At 64.6% G+C, this 21,115-nt stretch carries 20 protein-coding genes; 5 read left to right on the top strand and 15 right to left on the bottom strand.

The window, feature by feature from the left end:
* Positions 1–163: 163 nt before the first annotated feature.
* From amt to PTE31013_RS02585, 3 genes are all read right to left on the bottom strand, one after another.
* Positions 164–1,633 carry an ammonium transporter gene (amt, locus tag PTE31013_RS02595; RefSeq protein ID WP_246173886.1) on the bottom strand — a complete coding sequence of 490 codons (1,470 nt, stop codon included), beginning with the start codon at positions 1,631–1,633 and terminating at the stop codon, positions 164–166.
* An 85-nt stretch (positions 1,634–1,718) separates the two neighbouring features.
* On the bottom strand, positions 1,719–2,057 hold the full coding sequence (locus PTE31013_RS02590; RefSeq protein WP_010804740.1) for a P-II family nitrogen regulator: 339 nt from the start codon (positions 2,055–2,057) through the stop codon (positions 1,719–1,721).
* Between the two features lie 13 nt (positions 2,058–2,070).
* Complete coding sequence (locus PTE31013_RS02585) at positions 2,071–2,892, bottom strand: TorF family putative porin (protein ID WP_150611248.1); 822 nt, start codon at positions 2,890–2,892, stop codon at positions 2,071–2,073.
* Between the two features lie 393 nt (positions 2,893–3,285).
* On the opposite strand from PTE31013_RS02585, the gene PTE31013_RS02580 reads away from it, so the two are divergent.
* Together PTE31013_RS02580 and PTE31013_RS02575 are read left to right on the top strand one after the other, a co-directional pair.
* Complete coding sequence (locus tag PTE31013_RS02580; RefSeq protein WP_150551820.1) at positions 3,286–3,534, top strand: accessory factor UbiK family protein; 249 nt, start codon at positions 3,286–3,288, stop codon at positions 3,532–3,534.
* A gap of 294 nt (positions 3,535–3,828) precedes the next feature.
* Positions 3,829–5,373, top strand: coding sequence for a YifB family Mg chelatase-like AAA ATPase (locus PTE31013_RS02575; RefSeq protein WP_150611247.1), 1,545 nt, complete (start codon positions 3,829–3,831; stop codon positions 5,371–5,373).
* A gap of 6 nt (positions 5,374–5,379) precedes the next feature.
* Here PTE31013_RS02575 and PTE31013_RS02570 read toward each other — a convergent pair whose 3' ends face one another.
* Positions 5,380–5,919, bottom strand: coding sequence for a hypothetical protein (locus tag PTE31013_RS02570; RefSeq protein ID WP_150611246.1), 540 nt, complete (start codon positions 5,917–5,919; stop codon positions 5,380–5,382).
* A 217-nt stretch (positions 5,920–6,136) separates the two neighbouring features.
* Here PTE31013_RS02570 and PTE31013_RS25045 point away from each other — a divergent pair, with 217 nt between their 5' ends.
* Both PTE31013_RS25045 and PTE31013_RS02560 read left to right on the top strand, forming a co-directional pair.
* Entirely contained in the window at positions 6,137–6,841 is a 705-nt protein-coding gene (locus tag PTE31013_RS25045; RefSeq protein ID WP_246173864.1) for a thioredoxin domain-containing protein, read from the top strand.
* Between the two features lie 110 nt (positions 6,842–6,951).
* Positions 6,952–7,476 carry a TlpA disulfide reductase family protein gene (locus PTE31013_RS02560; protein WP_150611245.1) on the top strand — a complete coding sequence of 175 codons (525 nt, stop codon included), beginning with the start codon at positions 6,952–6,954 and terminating at the stop codon, positions 7,474–7,476.
* Positions 7,477–7,663: 187 nt separating this feature from the next.
* On the opposite strand, the gene PTE31013_RS02555 is transcribed toward PTE31013_RS02560, so the two are convergent.
* The 11 genes from PTE31013_RS02555 to PTE31013_RS02505 form a co-directional block, all read right to left on the bottom strand.
* A complete protein-coding gene (locus tag PTE31013_RS02555) occupies positions 7,664–9,019 on the bottom strand; it encodes a sigma-54-dependent transcriptional regulator (RefSeq protein ID WP_425495522.1) in 1,356 nt (451 codons plus the stop codon).
* Positions 9,016–11,001: a sensor histidine kinase gene (locus PTE31013_RS02550; protein ID WP_150611244.1), complete on the bottom strand. Its 1,986-nt coding sequence runs from the start codon at positions 10,999–11,001 to the stop codon at positions 9,016–9,018. The genes PTE31013_RS02555 and PTE31013_RS02550 overlap by 4 nt, the downstream gene beginning before the upstream one ends.
* A gap of 253 nt (positions 11,002–11,254) precedes the next feature.
* Positions 11,255–12,541 (bottom strand): dicarboxylate/amino acid:cation symporter, encoded by a 1,287-nt coding sequence (locus PTE31013_RS02545; RefSeq protein ID WP_150611243.1) that lies wholly within the window; start codon positions 12,539–12,541, stop codon positions 11,255–11,257.
* Positions 12,542–12,585: 44 nt separating this feature from the next.
* Positions 12,586–13,380 (bottom strand): ABC transporter ATP-binding protein, encoded by a 795-nt coding sequence (locus PTE31013_RS02540; protein ID WP_150611242.1) that lies wholly within the window; start codon positions 13,378–13,380, stop codon positions 12,586–12,588.
* A 10-nt stretch (positions 13,381–13,390) separates the two neighbouring features.
* Positions 13,391–14,182, bottom strand: a complete 792-nt coding sequence (locus PTE31013_RS02535; protein ID WP_150611575.1) for an ABC transporter permease — start codon at positions 14,180–14,182, stop codon at positions 13,391–13,393.
* A 68-nt stretch (positions 14,183–14,250) separates the two neighbouring features.
* The gene (locus PTE31013_RS02530; protein WP_150611241.1) at positions 14,251–15,219 is read right to left on the bottom strand and encodes an ABC transporter substrate-binding protein; all 969 of its coding nucleotides are present in this window, start codon (positions 15,217–15,219) and stop codon (positions 14,251–14,253) included.
* A 394-nt stretch (positions 15,220–15,613) separates the two neighbouring features.
* Positions 15,614–16,393: an IclR family transcriptional regulator gene (locus PTE31013_RS02525; protein WP_150611240.1), complete on the bottom strand. Its 780-nt coding sequence runs from the start codon at positions 16,391–16,393 to the stop codon at positions 15,614–15,616.
* The gene (locus PTE31013_RS02520) at positions 16,393–17,277 is read right to left on the bottom strand and encodes an N-formylglutamate amidohydrolase (protein ID WP_150611239.1); all 885 of its coding nucleotides are present in this window, start codon (positions 17,275–17,277) and stop codon (positions 16,393–16,395) included. Before PTE31013_RS02520 ends, PTE31013_RS02525 begins: the two co-directional genes overlap by 1 nt.
* Before the next feature lie 368 nt (positions 17,278–17,645).
* The gene (lipA, locus tag PTE31013_RS02515) at positions 17,646–18,656 is read right to left on the bottom strand and encodes a lipoyl synthase (RefSeq protein ID WP_246173863.1); all 1,011 of its coding nucleotides are present in this window, start codon (positions 18,654–18,656) and stop codon (positions 17,646–17,648) included.
* A gap of 24 nt (positions 18,657–18,680) precedes the next feature.
* A complete protein-coding gene (gene lipB / locus PTE31013_RS02510) occupies positions 18,681–19,388 on the bottom strand; it encodes a lipoyl(octanoyl) transferase LipB (RefSeq protein ID WP_150611238.1) in 708 nt (235 codons plus the stop codon).
* A gap of 261 nt (positions 19,389–19,649) precedes the next feature.
* The gene (locus PTE31013_RS02505; RefSeq protein WP_150611237.1) at positions 19,650–19,982 is read right to left on the bottom strand and encodes a DUF2917 domain-containing protein; all 333 of its coding nucleotides are present in this window, start codon (positions 19,980–19,982) and stop codon (positions 19,650–19,652) included.
* A gap of 100 nt (positions 19,983–20,082) precedes the next feature.
* On the opposite strand from PTE31013_RS02505, the gene PTE31013_RS02500 reads away from it, so the two are divergent.
* Positions 20,083–21,105: a transcriptional regulator GcvA gene (locus PTE31013_RS02500; RefSeq protein ID WP_150611236.1), complete on the top strand. Its 1,023-nt coding sequence runs from the start codon at positions 20,083–20,085 to the stop codon at positions 21,103–21,105.
* The last annotated feature ends 10 nt before the right edge of the window (positions 21,106–21,115 follow it).

Below are 21,115 nucleotides of genomic sequence, written 5' to 3'. Positions count from 1 at the left end.
GCCACCGGCAACTCCTCTTGCTCGCCCGGCACGAAGTCGGCAACGCGGGGTTGCCGATTCGCGGGCGGTGGTTGGATTCAGGCCCAGCCGAAGCCGGGCCAGGACGATGCGACGAGACATCGTCGAACGGTGAGGCGAAGGATCCCCACCGACGTCCTTGTCATCAGTTGTGATAAGCCGATTCGCCGTGCGAGGTGATATCCAGCCCCTCGCGCTCTTCGTCTTCCGGCACACGCAGACCCAGCACGATGTCGGCGATCTTGAAGGCGATGAAGGCGACCACGCCCGACCAGATCACCGTGGTGAGCACGCCCTGGAACTGGATCCAGACCTGACCGGCGATCGAGTAATCCGGCGCCACCTTGTTGGCCACGTAGTCGTAGATGCCCGTGCCGCCGAGTGACGGTGCCGCGAAAACGCCCGTCAGAATCGCGCCGAGCATACCGCCCACGCCGTGCACGCCGAACACGTCCAGCGCGTCGTCGGCCTTGAGCAGGTGCTTCAGGCCATTCACGCCCCACAGGCAGATCAGGCCGGCAAGCAGGCCGAGCACGATCGAACCCATCGGGCCGACGAAACCGGCGGCCGGGGTCACGGCCACCAGACCAGCGACCGCACCCGACGCGCCGCCGAGCATCGACGGCTTGCCCTTGCCGATCCACTCACCGGCCGTCCACGACAGCGTGGCAGCCGCGGTCGCCAGCAACGTGTTCACGAAGGCGAGCGCAGCACCACCGTTGGCTTCCAGCCCTGAGCCGGCGTTGAAGCCGAACCAGCCGAACCAGAGCAGCGAGGCACCGATCATCGTCATCGTGAGCGAATGCGGCTTGAACGCTTCCTTGCCGAAGCCGACGCGCTTGCCCACCATGTACGAGCCGACCAGACCGGCGATAGCGGCGTTGATGTGCACCACCGTGCCACCGGCGTAATCGAGTGCCCCCTTCTGGAAGAGCCAGCCGGCGTGTGCCGTGGCAGCGTCGGCGGCGGCCGGGTCGGTGTAGGCGTCAGGACCCGCCCAGAACCAGACCATGTGCGCCATCGGCAGGTAGGAGAGCGTGAACCAGATCACGGTGAAGAGCAGCACGGCCGAGAACTTGGCACGTTCGGCGAAGGCACCGACGATCAGCGCACAGGTAATGGCGGCAAATGCGCCCTGGAACGCCATGTACGCGTATTCCGGCACATTCACGCCCTTGCTGAAGGTCGCGGCGACCGAGTCCGGCGTCATGCCCTTCAGGAACAGACGATCAAAGCCCCCGAAGAACGCCCCGCCCTCGGTGAAGGCAATGCTGTAGCCGTAAATCGACCAGAGCACGACCACGAGCGAGAAGATGATGAAGCACTGCATCAGCACCGAGAGCATGTTCTTCGAGCGGACGAGACCACCGTAGAACAGGCCCAGGCCGGGCAGCGTCATGAGAATCACCAGGGCAGTGCAGGTCAGCAGCCAGGCCGTGTCACCCTTGTTCGGTGGCACAGGCGTTGCTGCGGCAGGTGCCGGCGCAGCGGCCTGAGCCGACGCCGCGGGTGCGGCAGCCGGCGTCGCAGCAGACGCTGCGGGTGATGCCGTTTCCGACGCGGCGGCCGGGGCCGAGGCGTCCTGCGCAAGCGCGGCGGTCGAGCCGAGGCCCATCGTGCCCGCAACGCCCGCAAAGGCGGCGACGAGCAACAGTTTGGCAAGCAGTTTTTTCATGATTGTTGTCTCTTTTGTAGGACCTTCACAGCGCGTCTTCGCCGGTCTCTCCCGTACGGATGCGGACGACGTGTTCGACGTTGGACACGAAAATCTTGCCGTCGCCGATCTTGCCGGTACGAGCCGCCTGCTCGATGGCGTCGATCGCCTGGTCGAGCAAGGCGTCGCCGATGACCGCCTCGATCTTCACCTTCGGCAGGAAGTCGACGACATATTCTGCACCCCGATACAGCTCGGTATGGCCCTTTTGGCGGCCGAAGCCCTTGACTTCGGTCACCGTAATCCCCGCCACGCCAATGTTCGAGAGGGCTTCGCGCACCTCGTCGAGCTTGAAGGGTTTCACAATTGCGGTAATCAGCTTCATATTGAGTCGCTCCTTAGAATGTCTTCGACAACCCCACGACGACCGTCGCCTTGGAGAGTACTTTGCCGGAATTCGCGGCGGTGTAGTACTTCTCATCGGCGTTCGTATCGACGTAGGCGACCGACACGGTGAAGTTCTTGCCCAGGTCTTTCGACAGGCCAAGCTTCCAGTCGGTATAGCCAGCCGCGCTGAAGTTGTGCACCCACTGATGCCCCACGTGGCCGACGGCCGAGAGGCCCCAGACGCCGATGTCATAGGTCGCCGTGAGGTCAAGATAGCCGCTGTTCGACGTATCCTGGCCGTCCGGGCTCACGAGACCGAACAACCGGGTCAGCGAATGTGAGTACTTCAGCGTTACGGTTTTCCAGCCCACCGCGGCATACAGTTCGAACGTATGCGGACGCGCGAAAAACGCCCCAGACGGGTAGGTGCCCGGGTAGTAGTACTGCAGCCCGCCGACGTCAACCGTCCAGTCGGGGATGATTTCCTTCTTCCAGCCCCCGTAGAAATCCATCTCGATCGGCGCGCTCACCGCCGAGTTGCCGTCCGAAATCCAGCTGATGTTTGACGCCCACACGCCGGCGTACAGCCCGGATTCGTGCGCGAGATCGAAGCCGCCCTGCACCGCCGGACGCTTGCCCGTTTGCGAAATACCTCGGAAGCGGTAGTCCGAAAAAAGACCGATGTTGGCGGTTACCGTCAACGGTTCGGCCGCGACACTCGCCGCTGCCGCGGGTGCGGCACTGTCGGCGCTCGCCTGCGCATACGCGCCGGCAGACATCGCCATCGCACCGAAGCACACAATGCCAGCCATCGTAGTTGACGCTTTATTCATCACTTTCCCCTGAGTTGTTATCTAACGTCTTGGTACAGCGTGCGGCAGGTTCCCGCTTGAGCAAAGCAACTCTCGTGCCAGACCCCCTGTCAGCATGCGCTGCGACGCGCACGATACGAATTTCGAGATAAAAAATTGGCAAAATTGCAGAGGCGGACCGGCGCGCAGGCATCGACGCCGACGACAACCAAGCCTGGCCAATACGGTCAAATCGTTACCGGGTAACGGTTGGACCGGTGCCTGCGCTGGCTGGGCGCGGGAAACGATGTTAGAGTTGCGCCAACGTTGGCGGCCTGACCGATGCACCACCTTGCACCGGTCAGGCCGGCAAGCTGAAGCACAGTGACGGTGCAAGCACCACGTTGGTGCGGAGAAATGACGAGAGGAAGGCTTATGAAACCGAACGAGATCCTGCAAGACGTGCAAGCCAAGGTGAGTGAGATGCTCAAGCAATCGCCCGCCAAGGATATCGAGCGCAATGTCAAAAGCCTGCTCAACCAGGGCTTCAACCGGCTCGATCTGGTAACCCGCGAGGAATTCGACGTGCAGGCCCAGGTGCTCGCGCGTACACGCGAAAAGCTCGAAGCGCTGGAAAAGCGCGTGGCCGAACTCGAAGGCCTGCGCGACGAAGCGCAAGACTGACGGGACACAAGGGGCGCTTCGGCGCCCTTTGTCGTTTTCGGGGGCTCAAAGGCCAGTGCGATGCCCCTCCCCGCTCTGCCACGCCCCCGTTTGCTTGTCGTCACTTCCCGATTCTCGGTCTGAGATCGGAATTCTCCTAATTCATAGCGGACCTTGCCGAGTCATCGGGGGTGCCGCTCCGAAAACACCCTCCACCCGCCGATTTCCTCCGACAAGACGTTGTGCGCCGCGGCGTTCAGCGACGATTATCGACATCGAAGCGATGGATGCGTCGCAATGTTGCAGGGAGGAGAAATGTCATTGGCAGTTGTCAGCAGCCGGGCAATCACGGGGATGGCGGCTCGTGCGGTCACCGTCGAGGTGCATCTGGCGAACGGGCTGCCGGGCCTGACGCTGGTCGGCCTGCCCGATACCGAGGTGAAGGAGAGCCGGGAGCGCGTGCGCTCGGCGTTGCAGAACAGCCGGTTCGAATTTCCCGCACGTCGCATTACCGTCAATCTGGCACCGGCCGATCTGCCGAAAGCGTCCGGCGGCTTCGATTTGCCGATAGCGCTCGGCATCCTCGCGGCCAGCGGTCAGCTCCCCGAGGCCGGATTGCGCTCGCACGAGTTCGCAGGAGAGTTATCGCTCACCGGCGAGTTACGCCCCGTTCGCGGTGCCTTGGCGATGGCGAGCGCCGTGCTGGCCGAATCCTCGGCGCGCGCGCTCGTGCTGCCCGCGGGCAGCGCGCAGGAAGCAGCATGGGTCGAAGGCGCCACGGTCTATGGCGCGCGCACCTTGCTCGACGTCTGCGCGCACCTCGCCGAGCCTGACGTGTCCGTGCCGCTGCCGCGCGCCGTCGTCCCGCTTACCGCTGCCGACGCGGCATCGGCCGACACCAAAGCGACGCAGGCTGGCGACCCACCCGACCTCGGCGATATCAAGGGGCAGGAACACGCCAAGCGCGCGCTGGAAGTCGCGGCGGCTGGCGGACACCACATCCTGTTCTACGGCCCGCCGGGCACCGGCAAGTCGATGCTGGCGACGCGGCTCGCCGGACTGCTCCCTGCGTTGAGCAAGGCACAGGCCGTTGAGGCCGCCACCCTGGCCAGCCTGAGCGCACAGGGATTCGATTTGCGCCACTGGGGCCGGCGGCCGTTTCGTGCGCCGCATCACACGGCGTCCGCAGCGGCGCTGGTCGGCGGCGGCAGCGTGCCGCGTCCGGGTGAAATCAGCCTCGCGCATCGCGGGGTGCTCTTTCTCGACGAACTGCCCGAGTTTCAGCGACGCGTGCTCGAAGTCCTGCGCGAACCGCTGGAGGTGGGTCATGTCACGATCTCGCGCGCGGGCGGACAGGCCACGTTCCCTGCCGCGTTCCAACTCGTGGCTGCGATGAACCCGTGCCCATGCGGCAACCTGGGGCATCCGTCGCGTAGTTGTCGCTGTACGGGCGAGGCCGTGGCGCGGTATCGCAATCGTCTCTCGGGCCCACTGCTCGATCGCATCGACCTGCATGTCGAAGTGCCGGCACTGCGCGCCGAGACGTTTGCCGCCCCGGCCAACGGCGAGCGCAGCGAGGTGGTGGCGGCGCGCGTCGGGCAGGCGCGCGAGCGCCAGCTATCGCGTCAGGGTCAATTGAATTGCGGCCTGTCGAGCCGTTCGCTGGAGGTGCAATGCGCGTTGCAGCCCGACGCCCGGGACGTCCTGCACCGCGCCGTGACGCAACACGATTGGTCGGCACGCACCTATCACCGGGTGTTGCGCGTGGCGCGCACGGTTGCCGATCTCGCGGGCAGCGTCACTATCGACGCTCACCATGTCGCGGAGGCCACGCAATATCGCGAAGCGCCGCCGTCGTGACGGGGATCACTCCAGCGTGAAGGCATCGAGAAACTGCTCGACCTGATCCTTCGGGGGAGCCTTCGTCGCCAGAACGACAACCTGATAGACGTGGTTTCCACGTCCGACAAAACGGGCCGAGATGTAACGCTCGGTCTTGTCGCTGGCCTTGCCTTGCGCCGAGACCCCCGTCCCCGGAATCGCAGGGGCATCGCCGGCCTGGCGCACCATCACCTGCACCGGCGCGGCTGCCGCGTCGTTCACATTGGCGAGCAGGCCCTGCTGCAATTCGGTCAGGACCGTCTGACGCAGCGTTGCGTCGTCGCTGGGTAGCGTCACGACCCCCACGGCAAAGAGTGCCGCATCGACCCGCGCGGCTTGCATGCGCATCGGCAACGGACCGGAGGCGAACTTCACTTCGCGCGCATCCTGCGTCGGTTTGGCAGGGTAAGTGGCGGCATACGCGCCGTCCTTGTCGTGCACCTCGCGCCAATCGTAGCGAGGGGAACAGGCGGCGAGCACCATCGTCGCGGCAAGCATGACGTAGACACGGACAACGCGATTCATAGACAGGAGATCACCGGAAGGGAGGTAGATGTCCATTATCCGTCATGTAGTGCGACACGAAAAACGCGGCGCGGCAGATCCCGGTATCATCGGCGACATGAAACGCACCACGGCTGACTCGTCCCGCCCATTGCCCCCCGGCGTCTGCGACAGACATGGGCAGTTTGCGTTCGTGCGCGCGCTCATACCCCAACATCACCCCGCGACCCGCTCGTCAATGACCCGCAACGTTGTGAGGACGCTTGCGCTGGCGTGGTCGAAGCCGTGGTCGACGGCGCGCTTAACGGCGTTACCAACGTCGCGGCTCACGTGGCGGTCGCCAGCGCTGGCGATGCTCACGACGGTCTGCGCCATGAGTATGGCGGCCGCGGCGCCTGCATCGGGCGGCAACACCCACCCTGCCGCCCCCGATTCCGCATTGGCACAACGCGCAGGCGTCACGTCCGTGCGTGACGGTGACGGCGATTCAGCCACGCCAGCGCAGAACCACAACCGCCGTGCCGTGCCAGTGCAGACCACCGTACCGCTGGCGACGGACTTCGCTGCCCACGCCCGCCGCGCCGCTTCGCTCAACGTCCCGCTGATCGTCCTGGTATCGCTGCACGACTGCGTCTATTGCGGTCCGATCCGTCAGCGCGAACTTGCGCCGCTCGTGCGCAGTGGCAAATACGAGGTGCGCGAGATCGGCATGGACAGCATCGCCCCCGTGCGCGAGTTCGACGGCTCGACGACGACGGGCGTTGCCTGGGCGCGCGCCCACGGTGTGAAGGTGTCGCCGACGGTTTTGTTCCTCGATACGAGCGGACGCCCGATCGCCGACCCGTTGATCGGCGCAGGACTCCCTGACTTCTACGGCGCGTATCTCGACGAGGCCATCGCGCAGGGACGCACCCGGCTAAGCACCGGCGCCGCGCCGCGCTGAGATTCGAGGCAGTGGAATCGGGATCGTCGCATCGGGGCGGCAGAATCGGGGCTGGAAATCAGAGTAGAATCGACGTCACCCATTGAACAACCTTCCCACACGGCTGTGTCATGAGCGCCACGACCCCCCGCAAGTCTCCCCTGAGCAAGATCCTCGCCGTCGCGATCATCGCGGTCGTGGCGATCGCTGCGTATTTCACGTTCGCCGGACAGAAACGCGCACCCGAGGCAACGTTCACGCTGCTCTCGGGACAAAAGCTCGGCACCGAGCAACTCAAGGGCAAGGTCTATCTCGTCAACTTCTGGGCGACGAGCTGCACGACGTGCATGAAGGAAATGCCGACGATGGTGCAGACGTACGAGAAGTACAAAGGCCGAGGGCTCGAATTCGTGGCCGTCGCCATGAGCTATGACCCGCCGATGTATGTGGTGAACTACGCGCAGTCGCGTCAACTGCCGTTCAAGGTGGCGATGGATTCCGACGGCAGCGTAGCCAAGCAGTACGGCAACGTCCAACTCACGCCGACGACCTTCGTCGTGGATCGCAATGGCAAGGTGCTCAAGCAATACGTAGGCGAACCGGAATACGCCGAACTCGACAAACTCATCGAGACGGCACTGGGCAAACAGGCTTGACGCTGGCACCCGCGGGCCACGTCACCGCGTCGTAGGACATCCCTCACCTCGCCGCAACGCAAGCGCCCTTTGGGGCGCTTTTGTTTTGTCCCCGGGCGGGGGCATTCGACGTTAGCCTTCGACGTTAGCGCTCGAACTCGGCGCTCGACTTCGGCACCTGTCGTCGGCGCTCCGCGCCCCCCTGTGATCAACGCCCGCCGTCGCCGCCGTCGCCCTGGCCACGCGTGTGAAGGCCGTAACGCTTGAGCTTTTCATACAGCGTCGCCTTGGGCACATGCAGCGCCTCGGCTGTCGCCGCCACGTTGCCTTTGCTGTGCTCCAGCGCCTCTTGCAGCACGGCGCGCTCGAAGCGGTCCACCTGTTCCCTGAGCGGCAGCGGCGCGAGCGAGTCTCCCTCAGGAGCGCTGGCCACGCCGAGCACGAGACGATCTGCCGCGTTGCGAAGCTCACGCACATTGCCCGGCCAGTCCGATTGCATCAGCTCCTGGCGCATCCGGTCCGAGACCACGGGTGCCGGGCGGCCGTAGCGCACGGCGGCGTCCAGCATGAAGTGCTCGAACAGCGGCAGGATGTCCTCGCGACGCTCGCGCAGCGGCGGCAATGCCAGCGTCACCACGTTCAAGCGGTAGTAAAGATCGCGGCGGAACGTGCCCGCGCGCACCAGCGCCTCCATGTCGCCTTTCGCCGCGGCGACCACACGGCAGTCGACACGAATCGACTGGTTCGAGCCAAGCCGCTCCAGCACGCCGTCCTGCAGCACGCGCAGCAGCTTGACCTGCAAGGCCAGCGGCATGCTCTCGATCTCGTCGAGAAACAACGTGCCGCCCGACGCATGCTCGAGCTTGCCGACACGACGCTTGGCCGCGCCGGTAAACGCGCCGACCTCGTGGCCGAACATCTCGCTTTCGAAGATCGCCTCGGGCAGCGCACCGCAGTTCAGCGCAACGAACGGCGCATCGCGGCGACGCGACAACTCGTGCAGACTGCGTGCCACGAGTTCCTTGCCCGTGCCGGTGTCGCCGTTGATGAGCACCGGCGCATCGGTCATCGCCACGTTGGCTATGAGCGTGCGCAGCGTCTCCATCGCCGGACTGCGTCCGATGATGCGCGAGGCGCGGCCGCCCTGCTCCGCCAGCTCGCGCCGCAGCGCCTGGTTCTCCAGCACGAGCTTGCGTGTCTCCAGCGCTCGCTTGGCCGATTCGATCAGACGGTCCGGCGCGAACGGCTTCTCGATGAAGTCGTAGGCCCCGTCGCGAATTGCCTGGACGGCCATCGAGATATCGCCGTGACCGGTCACGAGAATCACCGGCACCTCGGGGGCGTGCTGACGCAGATGCGAAAGCAGCTCGAGCCCGCTCATGCCGATCAGGCGAATGTCGGTGACGACGATGCCCGCGAAATCCGGCGTGATGCGCTCGCGCGCGGCTTCGGCCGAGGCGAGTCCGAAGGCATCGAGACCCGCGAGTTGCAGGCTCTGCAGCGTGGCACGCCGCACGAGTTCGTCGTCTTCGACAAATAGGATCTGAAGGTTCTTGTACATCATGCGATTGTCGCGCCGGTGCGGTGCACGCGGCGCAGCGTCACGAGAAATTCCGCGCCACCGCCAGGAACGTTGCGCGCGACCAACTGGCCGCCGTTCTCCTGAGCGATGGATGACGAGATGGCGAGTCCGAGCCCCATGCCCTGCCCCCCCTCCTTGGTACTGAAAAACGGTTCGAACAGTCGCGGCATGTGCGCCTCCGAAATGCCCGGCCCGTTATCGCGCACGTAGATGCGCACCCACAGCGCGTCCGCTTCCACATCGATCCAGATCGACGGCGGCGCATGCGGGCGGGTGACACTCCCCACCGCGTCGATAGCGTTGCCCACCAGATTGATCAGCACCTGTTCGAGACGCAATCCTTCGCAGGCGACCTGCACGTCGTCCAGACCGTTGGCGAACGTCGTCGTCAACGGAATATCCGCCAGACGCCCGCGCAGCAGCGTCACCGTATTGTCGAGCGCACGGCGCACCGACGCCTCCGCGTCGCCACGGCCGGCGCGGCCCGCGAAGAGCCGCAGTTGTCCGGTGATCTTGCCCATGCGATCGGTAAGCGACGCGATCGCCTCCAGGTTCTCCTGCGCGGCGCCGTATTCGGCACGTTCGAGCAACACGCGCGTGTTGTCGGAGAAGCTGCGCAGCGCCGAGAGCGGCTGGTTGAGTTCGTGTGTGATACCGGCGGCCATCTGGCCCAGCGCGACGAGCTTGGACGCCTGCACGAGCTCACTCTGCGCCTCGCGCAGTTCGTGCTCGGTGCGCGAGCGCTCCTGCACTTCCGTCTGCAAGCGTTCATTGGCCGACTGCAGATCGGCCGTGCGCTCGGCCACCCGCTCGCCCAGCTCCGCATACGCCGATTGCAACAGCTCGCGGCTCTTCAACATGTCGCGCACGCGCTGGCGCCGCTGGTTCCACGCCACCCCCAGCAAGCAGGTAAACGCCGCAAGACAGCCCGCCGCCACCGCCGCAATCCGCGCGTTGGCGATCACCTGATCGAGCGGCGCGAAGTACATGAGCGTCCAGTTCGGCTCGCCCAGCCTGCGCTGCACGGCGAGAAAGCGGCGCATCTTGCCGGCGCCGCGACCGTCGCGCACGCTCACGACCTCGCCGTCGGCGTCAAGCCGCTCGTCCTTGCTCCAGGCAAGCGGCGTGATGCGCTGGTTGTAGTACTGACGCGTGCTGTCGAGCGCCGCCTTCACCGCGGGCGTGAGCGGCGCAAGCGCCCGATACTGCCAGCGCGGCTCGGACGACAGGAATATCACGCCGTGATCGTCGGCCACGACGACGGGCTCGGAGGCGTCTGCCCCGGCGCGCTGGAACCACTCGAGGTTGAGCTTGACGACCACTACGCCGCGAATCTGGCCGTCCACCACAATGGGCTGGGAGACGAAGTACCCCGGCTCGCCCGACGTCGTACCCACGCCGTAGAAACGGCCCAGCGCGCCCTGGATGGCATCGATGAAATACGGACGAAAACGATATTCCTGCCCCACGAACGTGGCCGTCTCGCGCCAGTTGCTCGCGGCCAGCGCAAGTCCGTTGGCGTCGATCACATAGGCGGCCGACGCCTTGGCGCGCTGGCTCACGTCGAACAGATAATCGTTGGCCCGCTGCACCACCGCGCGATCTTCCGGATGACGCAGCAGATCGTGCACATACGGATGCAGCGAGAGCAGATACGGCAGGAATTCGTAGCGGTCGACGGTGCTGCGCAGACTGCCTGCGTAGCGCTCGACACGCGCACCTGCATTCACGCGCAGATCGGCCACGCCGCGTTGCCAGCTCAGGGCGTACGTCAACCAGCAAAACAGGACGCTCGCCAACAGCATGACGGCGATCCACGACCAACGACGCATCGGCACGGTCCTCTCGAAATCGATGGGGGCTTCGTCGCGCCGGGGGTCCGATGCGCCCGTGTGCGAAGCGGCGGCACCTTCCGGTGTGTAGCGCTCGCGTGGGCGGATCGGGTTGTCGTGCTGAGTGGCCATTGGGGCGCAGCGTACGCCTTGTCGGCGTCGATGACGGCCGGTTCTGGCGATGACGGCAGGCGGCGCGGTCGTGCCGCCTGTCGTCATCGCAAAACCAGTGATAACCAAAGGACCACCGGGCGGCGAAGCTCAGGCGCTATTGTGCCTGTGCCGCGCCGCCCGGTGGCAAATCTTGCGTTGGCGGGGGGCCGGTGGCGTCACGCGAAACGACTCACGCCACGCCACCGCACCCATCACCGCCCGCCGCCAGCCGTCAGGCCAGCTCCGGCTCGCGGTCCTTCGACATGGCCTGCGCGAGCTTCTTGCGGTCCAGTTCCTTTTCCCAGGCCGACACGACGATGGTCGCCACGCCATTGCCGACGAGGTTCGTCAGCGCACGGCACTCGCTCATGAAGCGGTCGATACCCAGGATCAGCACCATCCCGGCCACCGGGATCGTCGGGATCACGGCAAGCGTGGCGGCCAATGTGATGAAGCCGGCGCCGGTCACGCCCGAAGCGCCCTTCGAGGTCAGCATCGCCACGGCGAGCAGCGTGAGCTGCTGGCCCCAGGTCAGGTCGATGTTGGTCGCCTGGGCAATGAACAGCACAGCCATCGTCATGTAGATGTTCGTGCCGTCGAGATTGAACGAGTAACCGGTCGGAATCACCAGACCCACCACCGACTTCGAGCACCCGGCGTTCTCCATCTTCTCCATCAGTTGCGGCAGCGCGGCTTCCGACGAGCTGGTACCCAGCACGATCAGCAGCTCTTCCTTGATGTACGCGAGGAAGCGGAAGATCGAGAAGCCCGTGAACTTGGCGATCAGGCCCAGCACGACGATCACGAACAGGAACGACGTCAGGTAGAACGTGCCCATGAGCTTCGCGAGCGGCACCAGCGAGGCGATACCGTACTTGCCGATCGTGAAGGCCATCGCACCGAAGGCACCCAGCGGCGCGACCTTCGTGATGATGTGCACCACGCGGAAGAGCACGCCCGAAACGCTGTCGATCCAGTTCGTCACCACGCGGCCGCGCTCACCGATCAGACTCAGGGCGGCGCCAAACAGGATGGCGATCACGAGGATCTGCAGAATCTCCCCCCTGGCGAACGCGTCGGTGATCGTGCTCGGAATCAGGTGCAGCAGGAAGTCGACGAACGTCTCGCCGTGAGCGGCCTTCGCGGCATAGCCGGAAATGGCCTTCGGATCGAGGCTATTGATGTCGACGTTGAAACCGGCACCCGGCTTCAGGATGTGGGTCGCGGCCAGGCCGATGACCAGCGCGAATGTCGAAACGATTTCGAAGTAGAGAATCGCCTTGCCGCCGACGCGGCCGACCTTCTTCATATCTTCCATGCCGGCGATACCGGTCACGACGGTGCAGAAGATCACCGGGCCGATGATCATCTTGATCAGCTTGATGAACGCATCGCCAAACGGCTTCATCTGCACGGCGAGTTCGGGCTTGAAGTGGCCGAGCACGATGCCGATGACGATGGCGATCAGCACCTGCACGTACAGGATGCGGTAGAAGGGTTTTTTGGTCTGAATTTGCATGATGTTTCCTCTTCAGGCGGCGGGTCAAGCCACCGCCCTTGTTATCAATCCGCGGTGACGCCGCGAATTTCGCTTTGCGCAAAGCGCATTTGCTCCTCCATCACCATCTGGGCGAGCGTCTTCTTCAATTCGTTGAATTCGCTGCCTGCCGTGTCGCGCGGGCGGGGTAGTTCAATCACCATGTCCCGCTTGACCGTGCCCGGCCGGTACGTCATGACGACGACCCGGTCGGCCAGATAGATCGACTCCTCGATGCTGTGTGTGACGAAAATGATCGTCTTCCTGAATTCCTCCCAGATGCGCAGCAGCTCGTCCTGCAACGTGCGGCGTGTCAGTGCATCGAGCGCGCCGAACGGCTCGTCCATGAGCAGGATTGGGCTGTCGAGCGCAAGCACGCGGGCGATCGCCACACGCTGACGCATGCCGCCCGACAGATCGCGCGGAAACCGGTCGCGAAACTCGCGCAGGTTGAGCTTGCCGAGCAGCAGATCCACGCGCTCGTTGATCTCCGCACGGCGCATCCCCTTGATTTCCAACCCGAAGGCGATGTTCTGCGCCACCGTCATCCACGGAAACAGCGCGTACTCCTGGAACACCATGCCGCGATCCGGCCCCGGCTCGGCCGCCGCGTGCGCACGGCCGTCAATACGGATGGCGCCCGAGGTCGGTTGCACGAACCCCGCCAGCGCGTTGAGCAGCGTCGACTTGCCGCAGCCCGACGGGCCCAGGAGGCACACGAACTCCCCCGCGCCGATGGTCAGGTCGATGTCCTTGAGCGCATCGACGACGCCGCCCGGAACGGGGAACTGCTTACCCACGTGTTCGATTTCGATCAGCATGTCGCTCGCCTCACTTGGTTTCGAGACCACGGTGCCACTTGAGCAGGTGGTTATTGAGACGATCCATGCCCAGGTCGATCACCAGGCCGAGCAGACCGATGGTCAGCATGCCGGCGATGATCTTGTCGGACCACATGTATTCGCGCGCTTCCAGGATGCGGTAGCCGAGCCCGTTGTTCACGGCAATCATCTCGGCCACGATCACGACGATGAACGCCGTGCCGATGCCAATGCGAACGCCCGACAGAATGTACGGCGTCGCCGCCGGCATGATCACGCGACGGAAGATCGTGAACTGGCTCGCCCCGAGATTGCGGGCCGCGCGCAGATAGATGCCGTCGACGTGGCGCACCCCCGCGATCGTGTTCATCAGCACGGGGAAAAACGCCCCGAGTGCGATGAGGAAGAACGCCGGCGGATTGCCCAGGCCGAACCAGAGAATGGCCAGTGGGATGTACGCGATCGGGGGAATCGGGCGCACCACCTGCACCAGCGGATTGAACAGCCCGTAGATGCGGCTGCTGGCGCCCATGAGCAGGCCGAGCGGTAGCGCGATCACCGCGCCCGCGAGAAAGCCCATGACGACGCGGTACAGGCTGTTGGCGGCGTCCATGAGCAATTCGCTCGAACTCAGCCACGCGCCGACGCCGTCGGCCATCGTCACTGTCGGTTTGAGGTATTGCCACCACTTGGCTACGACAGCCAGCGGCGACGGGAGAATGATCGGGTTGATCCACCCGAGGCCCGTGACGATCTGCCAGATCGCCACGACCGCGAGCGGAATCAGCACACCGCGCATCATGCGCACAGTGCGCAAGGTGCGCGAGGCGCCCGAAGAAGCAAGTACAGCAGCCATCCGTTCGCCTCGCTTTACTTGATGTTCAGCTTGGTCTTCGCCTTGGCGAGCAGGTCGAGCTTGACCCAGTCACCCGCCTTCGGCACCGGATCCTGCAGCCGGCCCACGCCATATTTCTTCATCAGATCGGTCGTGAGCTGCACATGCGAGGTGCTCAGATCGTAGCTATACGGCGAGTTGCTGATCGCATCCGTAAAGTCCTGCGTCGTGATCTGGTTCTTGAACATGTCCTCGCGCACGAACTTCTCGGCGGCCTGCGGGTGCTGGATGAAGAAGTCGGTCGCTTCGACGAACGCATACATCAGGCGCTGCGCCACGTCCGGCTTTTCCTTGTAGAGCTTTTCGGTGATCACGAGCGCGCGCACCGGCTCACCAAGCGGCGTGTCGTAGGGCTTGAGCATTTCCACGCCAAAGCCCTTGTTGATGGCCTGCGACGCCTGCGGCTCCGACTGGCACATCGCGTCGATGCTGCCGGCGGCGAGCGCCTGGTTCAGATCGGCGTAGGCCATGAACAGGATCTGCACGTCCTTGCCCGGCTTATCCGACCATGTCAGGCCGGCCTTGGCCAATTCAGCGTAGAGAATCAGCTCCTGGGCGCCGCCGCGCGCCACGCCCACTTTCTTGCCTTTGAGATCGGACACCTTGGCGATCGGCGCCCCCTTCCTCGCAACGAGACGCACACCGCCCTTTGCGAACCCGGCCACGGCGTAGATCGGCACGCCCTGCGCGCGACCCGCAATGGCGGCATCCAGTGCGCTTGCCGACACGTCGACCTGCCCCGCGACGATCGCCGGCATGATGTCCACGCCCTTGGCGAACATCCGCTCCTCGATCTTCAGACCATATTTCGGCCCGATGACCTTCATGTATGACACCGCGCCGTAGTGGGCGAACTTCAGGTTCCCCAGGCGGACCACATCATCGGCAAACGCGTGTAGCGAAGCCGCGCACAGCGCCGCAGCGGCAAGACATTGCTTGAACATAAGGTCTCCTCTCTTATATGGACGGCTTGCCTTGCGCGTCTGGATTCCCGTAGGGACACCGGATCGAGCGGCAGCACGTACACCATAAAAGCAATACTCATGCCAACAACGTAAGTCTTTGATTTTTATAATTGAAGCTGTGGAAAACCCGAAGATCCATCATACGGAAACCCGGAAAATCCGGCGCAAAACTTTCTGGAATTCCAGAAAATCAGCGTGACGTGCGACATGCCCTGCGAGGCCCAAGGCAAATGCCGGCGGGTCGGGGCAACGCGGTCCGACGAAAAACGAAGCCTCACTTGAAGGCATCGACCCAGGCGGCCGGGCGCATCGAAGCGAGGCCGCAAGCGGCGAAATGGCGGGCAAGCGATCGACAGTGTGACTGGCGACGCGCTCAGGCGGATAAGGCTTCCGGCAGAGGCGCCTGATAGCCCAGCGCTGTAGATATCTCGGCGGCGCAGGTCGACAGGCGCGACGAAATGTCGGGCAGCAGGGCCCGCGTCATGCGCGACGACGGACCGGAGGCCGACAACGACGCAATCACCTCGCCGGACGCGTCGCGCACCGGCACCGCCACCGACACGGCTTCGGGCGCGAGTTCACCGAAGCTCACCGCGCAGTCCTGGCGACGCACGTTGAGCAGCTCGGCGGCCAGTTCGTCGCGCTCGATGAGCGTGCCCGCCGTGTAGCGCTTGCGCGGGCGACCCAGCACCTGTGCGCGAACGTCGTCGGACGCGAACGCCAGCAGCACGCGGCCGGACGCGCCGACATACAGCGGGCGACGATTGCCGACCACCCCGTGCACGCGCAGCTCATGGGTCGACTCGACGCGCGCCACGCACAGCGACTCAAGCCCGTCGCGAACGCGGAGCTGGATGTTCTCGTTCAACGCGCGATTGAGTGCCTGAAGATGGCGATGGGCGACCTTCACGAGATTGACCTGCTCGTGTCCCGCCACGCCCAGCACCAGCGCCTGCGCGCCGAGCACGTAGGTCACCGGGCTGCCTTCGCGCACTACCCAGCGGTGCTGCTCGAGCGTTGCCAGCAGACGAAAGGCCCGAGACTTGTTCAGGCCGGCGCGCTGCGCCAGTTCCGTCACACCCAGGCCAGGACACTCCCCGACCAGCGACAGCAGCGTAAGCGCCGTATCGACCGAAGCAACTGTGTAGTCCATCAAACTTCCTCGCTATGTTGTTCGGCGTAGGCGGCGAGCGCCGCCGCGAATTGGCCAAGTTGCGATTGCAGCGTCGAGAAGCCGTCATGCTTCTCGCCGTGCGATTCATTCAGGTAAAGCGCCTGATTCAGCTCGATCTGCACGCTGTGACGCTGCTCGGCAGGGCGTCCGAAGTGACGCACCAGGTCGCCGCCACCATCCTCCCCACCTGGCGCGTTGTACGCGACGCGATAGCCCAGTCGCGTGAACTCGGCGATGACCCAGCGCGAGAACGCCGGATCGGACGTCGTGCCGTTGCCGTCGCTCACGCGTATGTCGGCGCGCATCATGCCGGCATCGACGTCGAGCGGGCCGCCGCGCGACCGCATCGAGTGACAATTCAGGTGCCAGACCACGCCGTACCGGTGCCAGGCGGCATCCAGCGCGTCGCGCAGGGTCTGGCGGTACGGCAGGTAATAATCGTGAATGCGGCGCTCGACTTCGGCCACCGACAGGCGCCGGTCGTAGAGCGGCACGTTCGGCGCGGCAAAGCGATGCAGCAGGCCGACGCCGCGCTCGCTATACGCTTGCGGGCGCGCGTCGTGCGGCCACAGGCTCGCGAGCAATTCGGGGTCGATGTCGTGCTCGGCGCGGTTCGCATCGATATAGGCACGCGGGAAAAGCGCAGCGACGAGTGTTGCACCGTGATGCGTGGCCACGGACCATAGTTCGTCGACGTACGCGTCACCGCACGCGAGAATCGCGGCGGTCGGCGCGATGGTGTCGAAATCGGGCGGAAACACGTGACCGCTGTGCGGGACGTCGATCACCAGCGGCAGACGCCTCCCCAGGCCCCCTTGTGGCGCTTCCACAAAATATCGGCCCTCGGTGACCTGACGGGACATGCAGTCTCCTCGCGTGCGTCCGGAACGCCCGTCCACCATCCCCATGACGGGCGCCTTGTTTTGCTAAGCAAAACAAGGTTTCAATATTCTGAAACAATGCCGGGGCGCCGGCAAGGTGAGGGTTGTTACAGCATATTTCGCGGTGCAACGACGCGAGTCGTGCGAGCGAAAGGGTCGATTTCTCGACGTTCACTGCAAATGACGACGCATTTGGAACGACTTAGCCGACATGCGGTGACAAGCGCGCGCGTATTGCCTAACGAACTGGGCTTCGCCTGTGACGCGTCGTAATCGAAAAGCAAACAAAAACGCGGACCGTCCATCGACGGCCCGCGTTCTGTGTCTGGCGACGAGGTGACGCTTGCGGATCAGATGGCGTCGGCCACACCCGCTTCGTGCGCCTGCACGTCGGCGTGATAGCTCGAGCGCACCATCGCACCCACGGCGGCGTGCGTGAAGCCCATCTTGTAGGCCTCTTCCTCGAACATCTTGAATGTGTCGGGCGTGACGTAGCGGCGCACCGCCAGATGGTGCTCCGACGGTTGGAGATACTGCCCGATCGTGAGCATGTCGACGTTGTGGGCACGAAGGTCGCGCATCACTTCCAGGATTTCTTCGTCCGTCTCGCCCAGTCCGACCATCAGGCCCGACTTCGTGGACACATCCGGATGCTTCGCCTTGAACTCCTTCAGGAGCGTGAGCGAGTGTTGATAGTCCGAACCTGGACGGGCTTCCTTGTACAGGCGCGGCACCGTCTCGAGGTTGTGGTTCATCACGTCGGGCGGCGCGGCATTGAGGATGCCCAGCGCGCGATCGAGGCGCGCACGGAAGTCCGGCGTGAGGATTTCGATGCGGGTTTGCGGCGACAGCTCGCGCACATGACGGATACAGTCGACGAAGTGTTGAGCCCCGCCGTCGCGCAGGTCGTCGCGGTCGACGCTCGTGATCACCACGTACTTCAGGCGCATCGCGGCAATGGTCTTCGCGAGGTTGAGCGGCTCGTCGACGTCGAGCGGATCCGGACGGCCGTGACCGACGTCGCAAAACGGGCAGCGGCGCGTGCACTTGTCGCCCATGATCATGAACGTGGCCGTGCCCTTGCCGAAGCATTCGCCGATGTTCGGACAACTCGCTTCTTCACACACCGTGTGCAGGTTGTGCTCGCGCAGGATCTGCTTGATCTCATAGAAACGCGACGTGTGGGTAGCCGCCTTCACGCGGATCCATTCCGGCTTCTTCAGACGCTCGATCGGCACGACCTTGATCGGGATGCGCGCCGTCTTGGCTTGCGACTTTTGCTTGGCGGTGGCGTCGTAGTCGCCGTCGATCGTGCGAACTTCCTTGTTCGCGGTGTCGTTCTGAGTCACGGTGGTGGTCATGTTGGGAGCTTTCCAGACGTCCAATCAGGCGGCGGCGTTTGCGCTGGCGGCCGGGTCGGCCTGCGGCGCGGCTTCGGCCGACGCGGTGTGCTGTTCGAGATGATGACCGAGTTGCTGCGCCAGTCGCGCGGCCACTTCGTCCCAGCGGGGAGCCACGCCGAGCGTGGCCATGTCTACGGTTTGCAGGCCGGCGTAGCCGCACGGATTGATCCAGTCGAACGGCCGCAGATCCATCGCGACGTTCAGCGACACGCCGTGATAGCTACATCCGTTGCGGATCTTCAACCCGAGCGCGGCGATTTTCGCACCGGCATGCGCTGCGGAACCGTTGCCCAGGCTCACATAGATCCCCGGCGCGCCGGCCCGGCGCTCAACGTCGAGATTATACGCGCCCAGGGTGTCGATCACCGCCTGCTCGATCAAGCGCACCATTTCGCGCACGCCGAGCTTGCGCCGGCGCAGGTCCACGAGCAGGTAGATCACGACCTGCCCGGGGCCGTGGTACGTGATCTGGCCACCGCGGTCGACCTTGACGAGCGGAATACCGGTATTCGCAACGAGCAAGTGAGCAGGGTCGCCGGCCAGTCCAAGCGTGTAGACAGGTGGATGCTGAACGATCCAGAGCTGGTCGGGGCCGTGCGGGCCACGCGTGTCCGTGTACGCGCGCATGGCGTCGAACGATGTGGCGTAGTCTTCGGTGCCGCGCCAGCACACTTCGATCGGGGAGGTCATGCGCGCAATTTTAACGAAACCCGCTCAGTCTTGCTCGAAACGGCGCGCCCAGGCACGCTTTGGCGATTTTCCGGCGTCGTTGCGCCCGACGGGGATTTCGGGAAATCGTGCGGCTTGTTGTGAATTCCATTGACACATCGATGGCGTCGACGTCAGCCCCTGAAACGAATCACGCGCCCCGTGGCCGCGAAGGCCAGGGAGCGCGTGATGTCGATGACCCTGTGCGATGCACCTGCCCGCCGGACACGCGGCGAGCACCAGTCAGGCGGCGGCGGCGCAGGCGTTCGCTTCACGCGATGCCCGGCGCCCCGCAAGCCACCGGCGCAGCACACGGGCCAGCGGGAAACGGTGCGCCACTTCGCGCTGCAACTCGGCTTCCGCCTCCCCGTCGGACGACACCCAGTAACGGCGACCGGGTTCGACGGCGAGGTGCTGGCCAGGCATGAGCCAGTAATCGTGCGGATCGCCCGCACGCGTTACCCAGACGGCCGCTCCGCGCGCGACCAGCGTATGCTCGTGACGCAGGTCGAGGCTGATCACTTCCCCCGGGCGGATACCGTAGAAGTACTGCACCTTTGTTAAATTGTTTTGCATTTTACGACCCCCACTCAGTGCGAGACAATGACTGAATCATAGTGACTGGCGGGCGCCGTACCAAACGACATATTTTCACGGTCTTGACAATAAAACTCACATGGATATTCGGAGACTTCCCAACCTGAGCGCCTTGCGCGCCTTCGAGGCGGCCGCCCGCCTGGAGAGCTTCTCGCGCGCGGCCGAGGAGCTGTTCGTGACGCACGGCGCCATCAGCCATCAGATTCGCGCGCTGGAACAGGAGCTGGGGACGACACTATTCGCTCGCAACGGCAAGCGCATCAGCATCACGCCGGCGGGGCGCCAGTACGCCGCGTCGATCCGTACCGCACTCGGCGACATTGCCCAGGCAACGCGCAAGTTGCAGGCGGGCACGCGCAGCGAGCGGCGGCTGGTGCTCACCACCATGCCGTCGTTTGCGAGCCGTTGGCTCACGCCACGCATCGGGCGCTTTATCGACCGGCATCCGGAGCTGGAAGTGGAGTTGCGGTGCAGCGCCCAGTTGATCGACTTCGAGCGTGACGATGTGGACGTCGCCCTTCGCATGGGCAAGGGCAACTGGCCCGGGCTGCATATCGAGAAAGTGCTCGACGACGTGTTTTTCCCAGCCTGCAGTCCGACCTACAACAACGGGCGTTTGCCGCAGACTGCCGAGGAATTTGGCCGCAGCACGTTACTGCGCTCGGGGGGAGAGCCTTGGGCGCCGTGGTTCGCCGCGGCGGGCTTCGATCTGCCCGAACCGACGCAGGGCATGATGTACGAGGATTCCGGCATGCTGTCGCAAGCCGCCATCGTCGGCCAGGGTCTGGCGCTCGTGCGGCGCTCGCTGGCCGTGGGCGACATCATGGCGGGACGCCTCGTGCGGCTGTCCGACGTCGATACGCCGTGCGAATGGGATTACTACTTCGTGTGTCCGCCCGCCGTACTGGAGACGCAGCGGGTTCAGGCGTTCAGAACGTGGTTCCTGGAAGAATTGAAGGCGTTCGAGTCGGTGAAGGACATGCAGCGCCGTCCGGCCCAACCGAATGCCGCCGCCTGGGAGGCCGGCGAGATGTCATCGGACGCGCAACTGGGACTCCCGTCCCCCTTGCCGCCCGACGACGGCGCACCGACGCACGCCTGAGGCAAACCGC

Source organism: Pandoraea terrigena (assembly GCF_902459705.1).
Classification (GTDB): Bacteria; Pseudomonadota; Gammaproteobacteria; order Burkholderiales; family Burkholderiaceae; genus Pandoraea; species Pandoraea terrigena.
The sequence above is the reverse complement of the archived record's forward strand: the minus strand, read 5'-3'. Positions and strand labels throughout refer to the sequence as shown.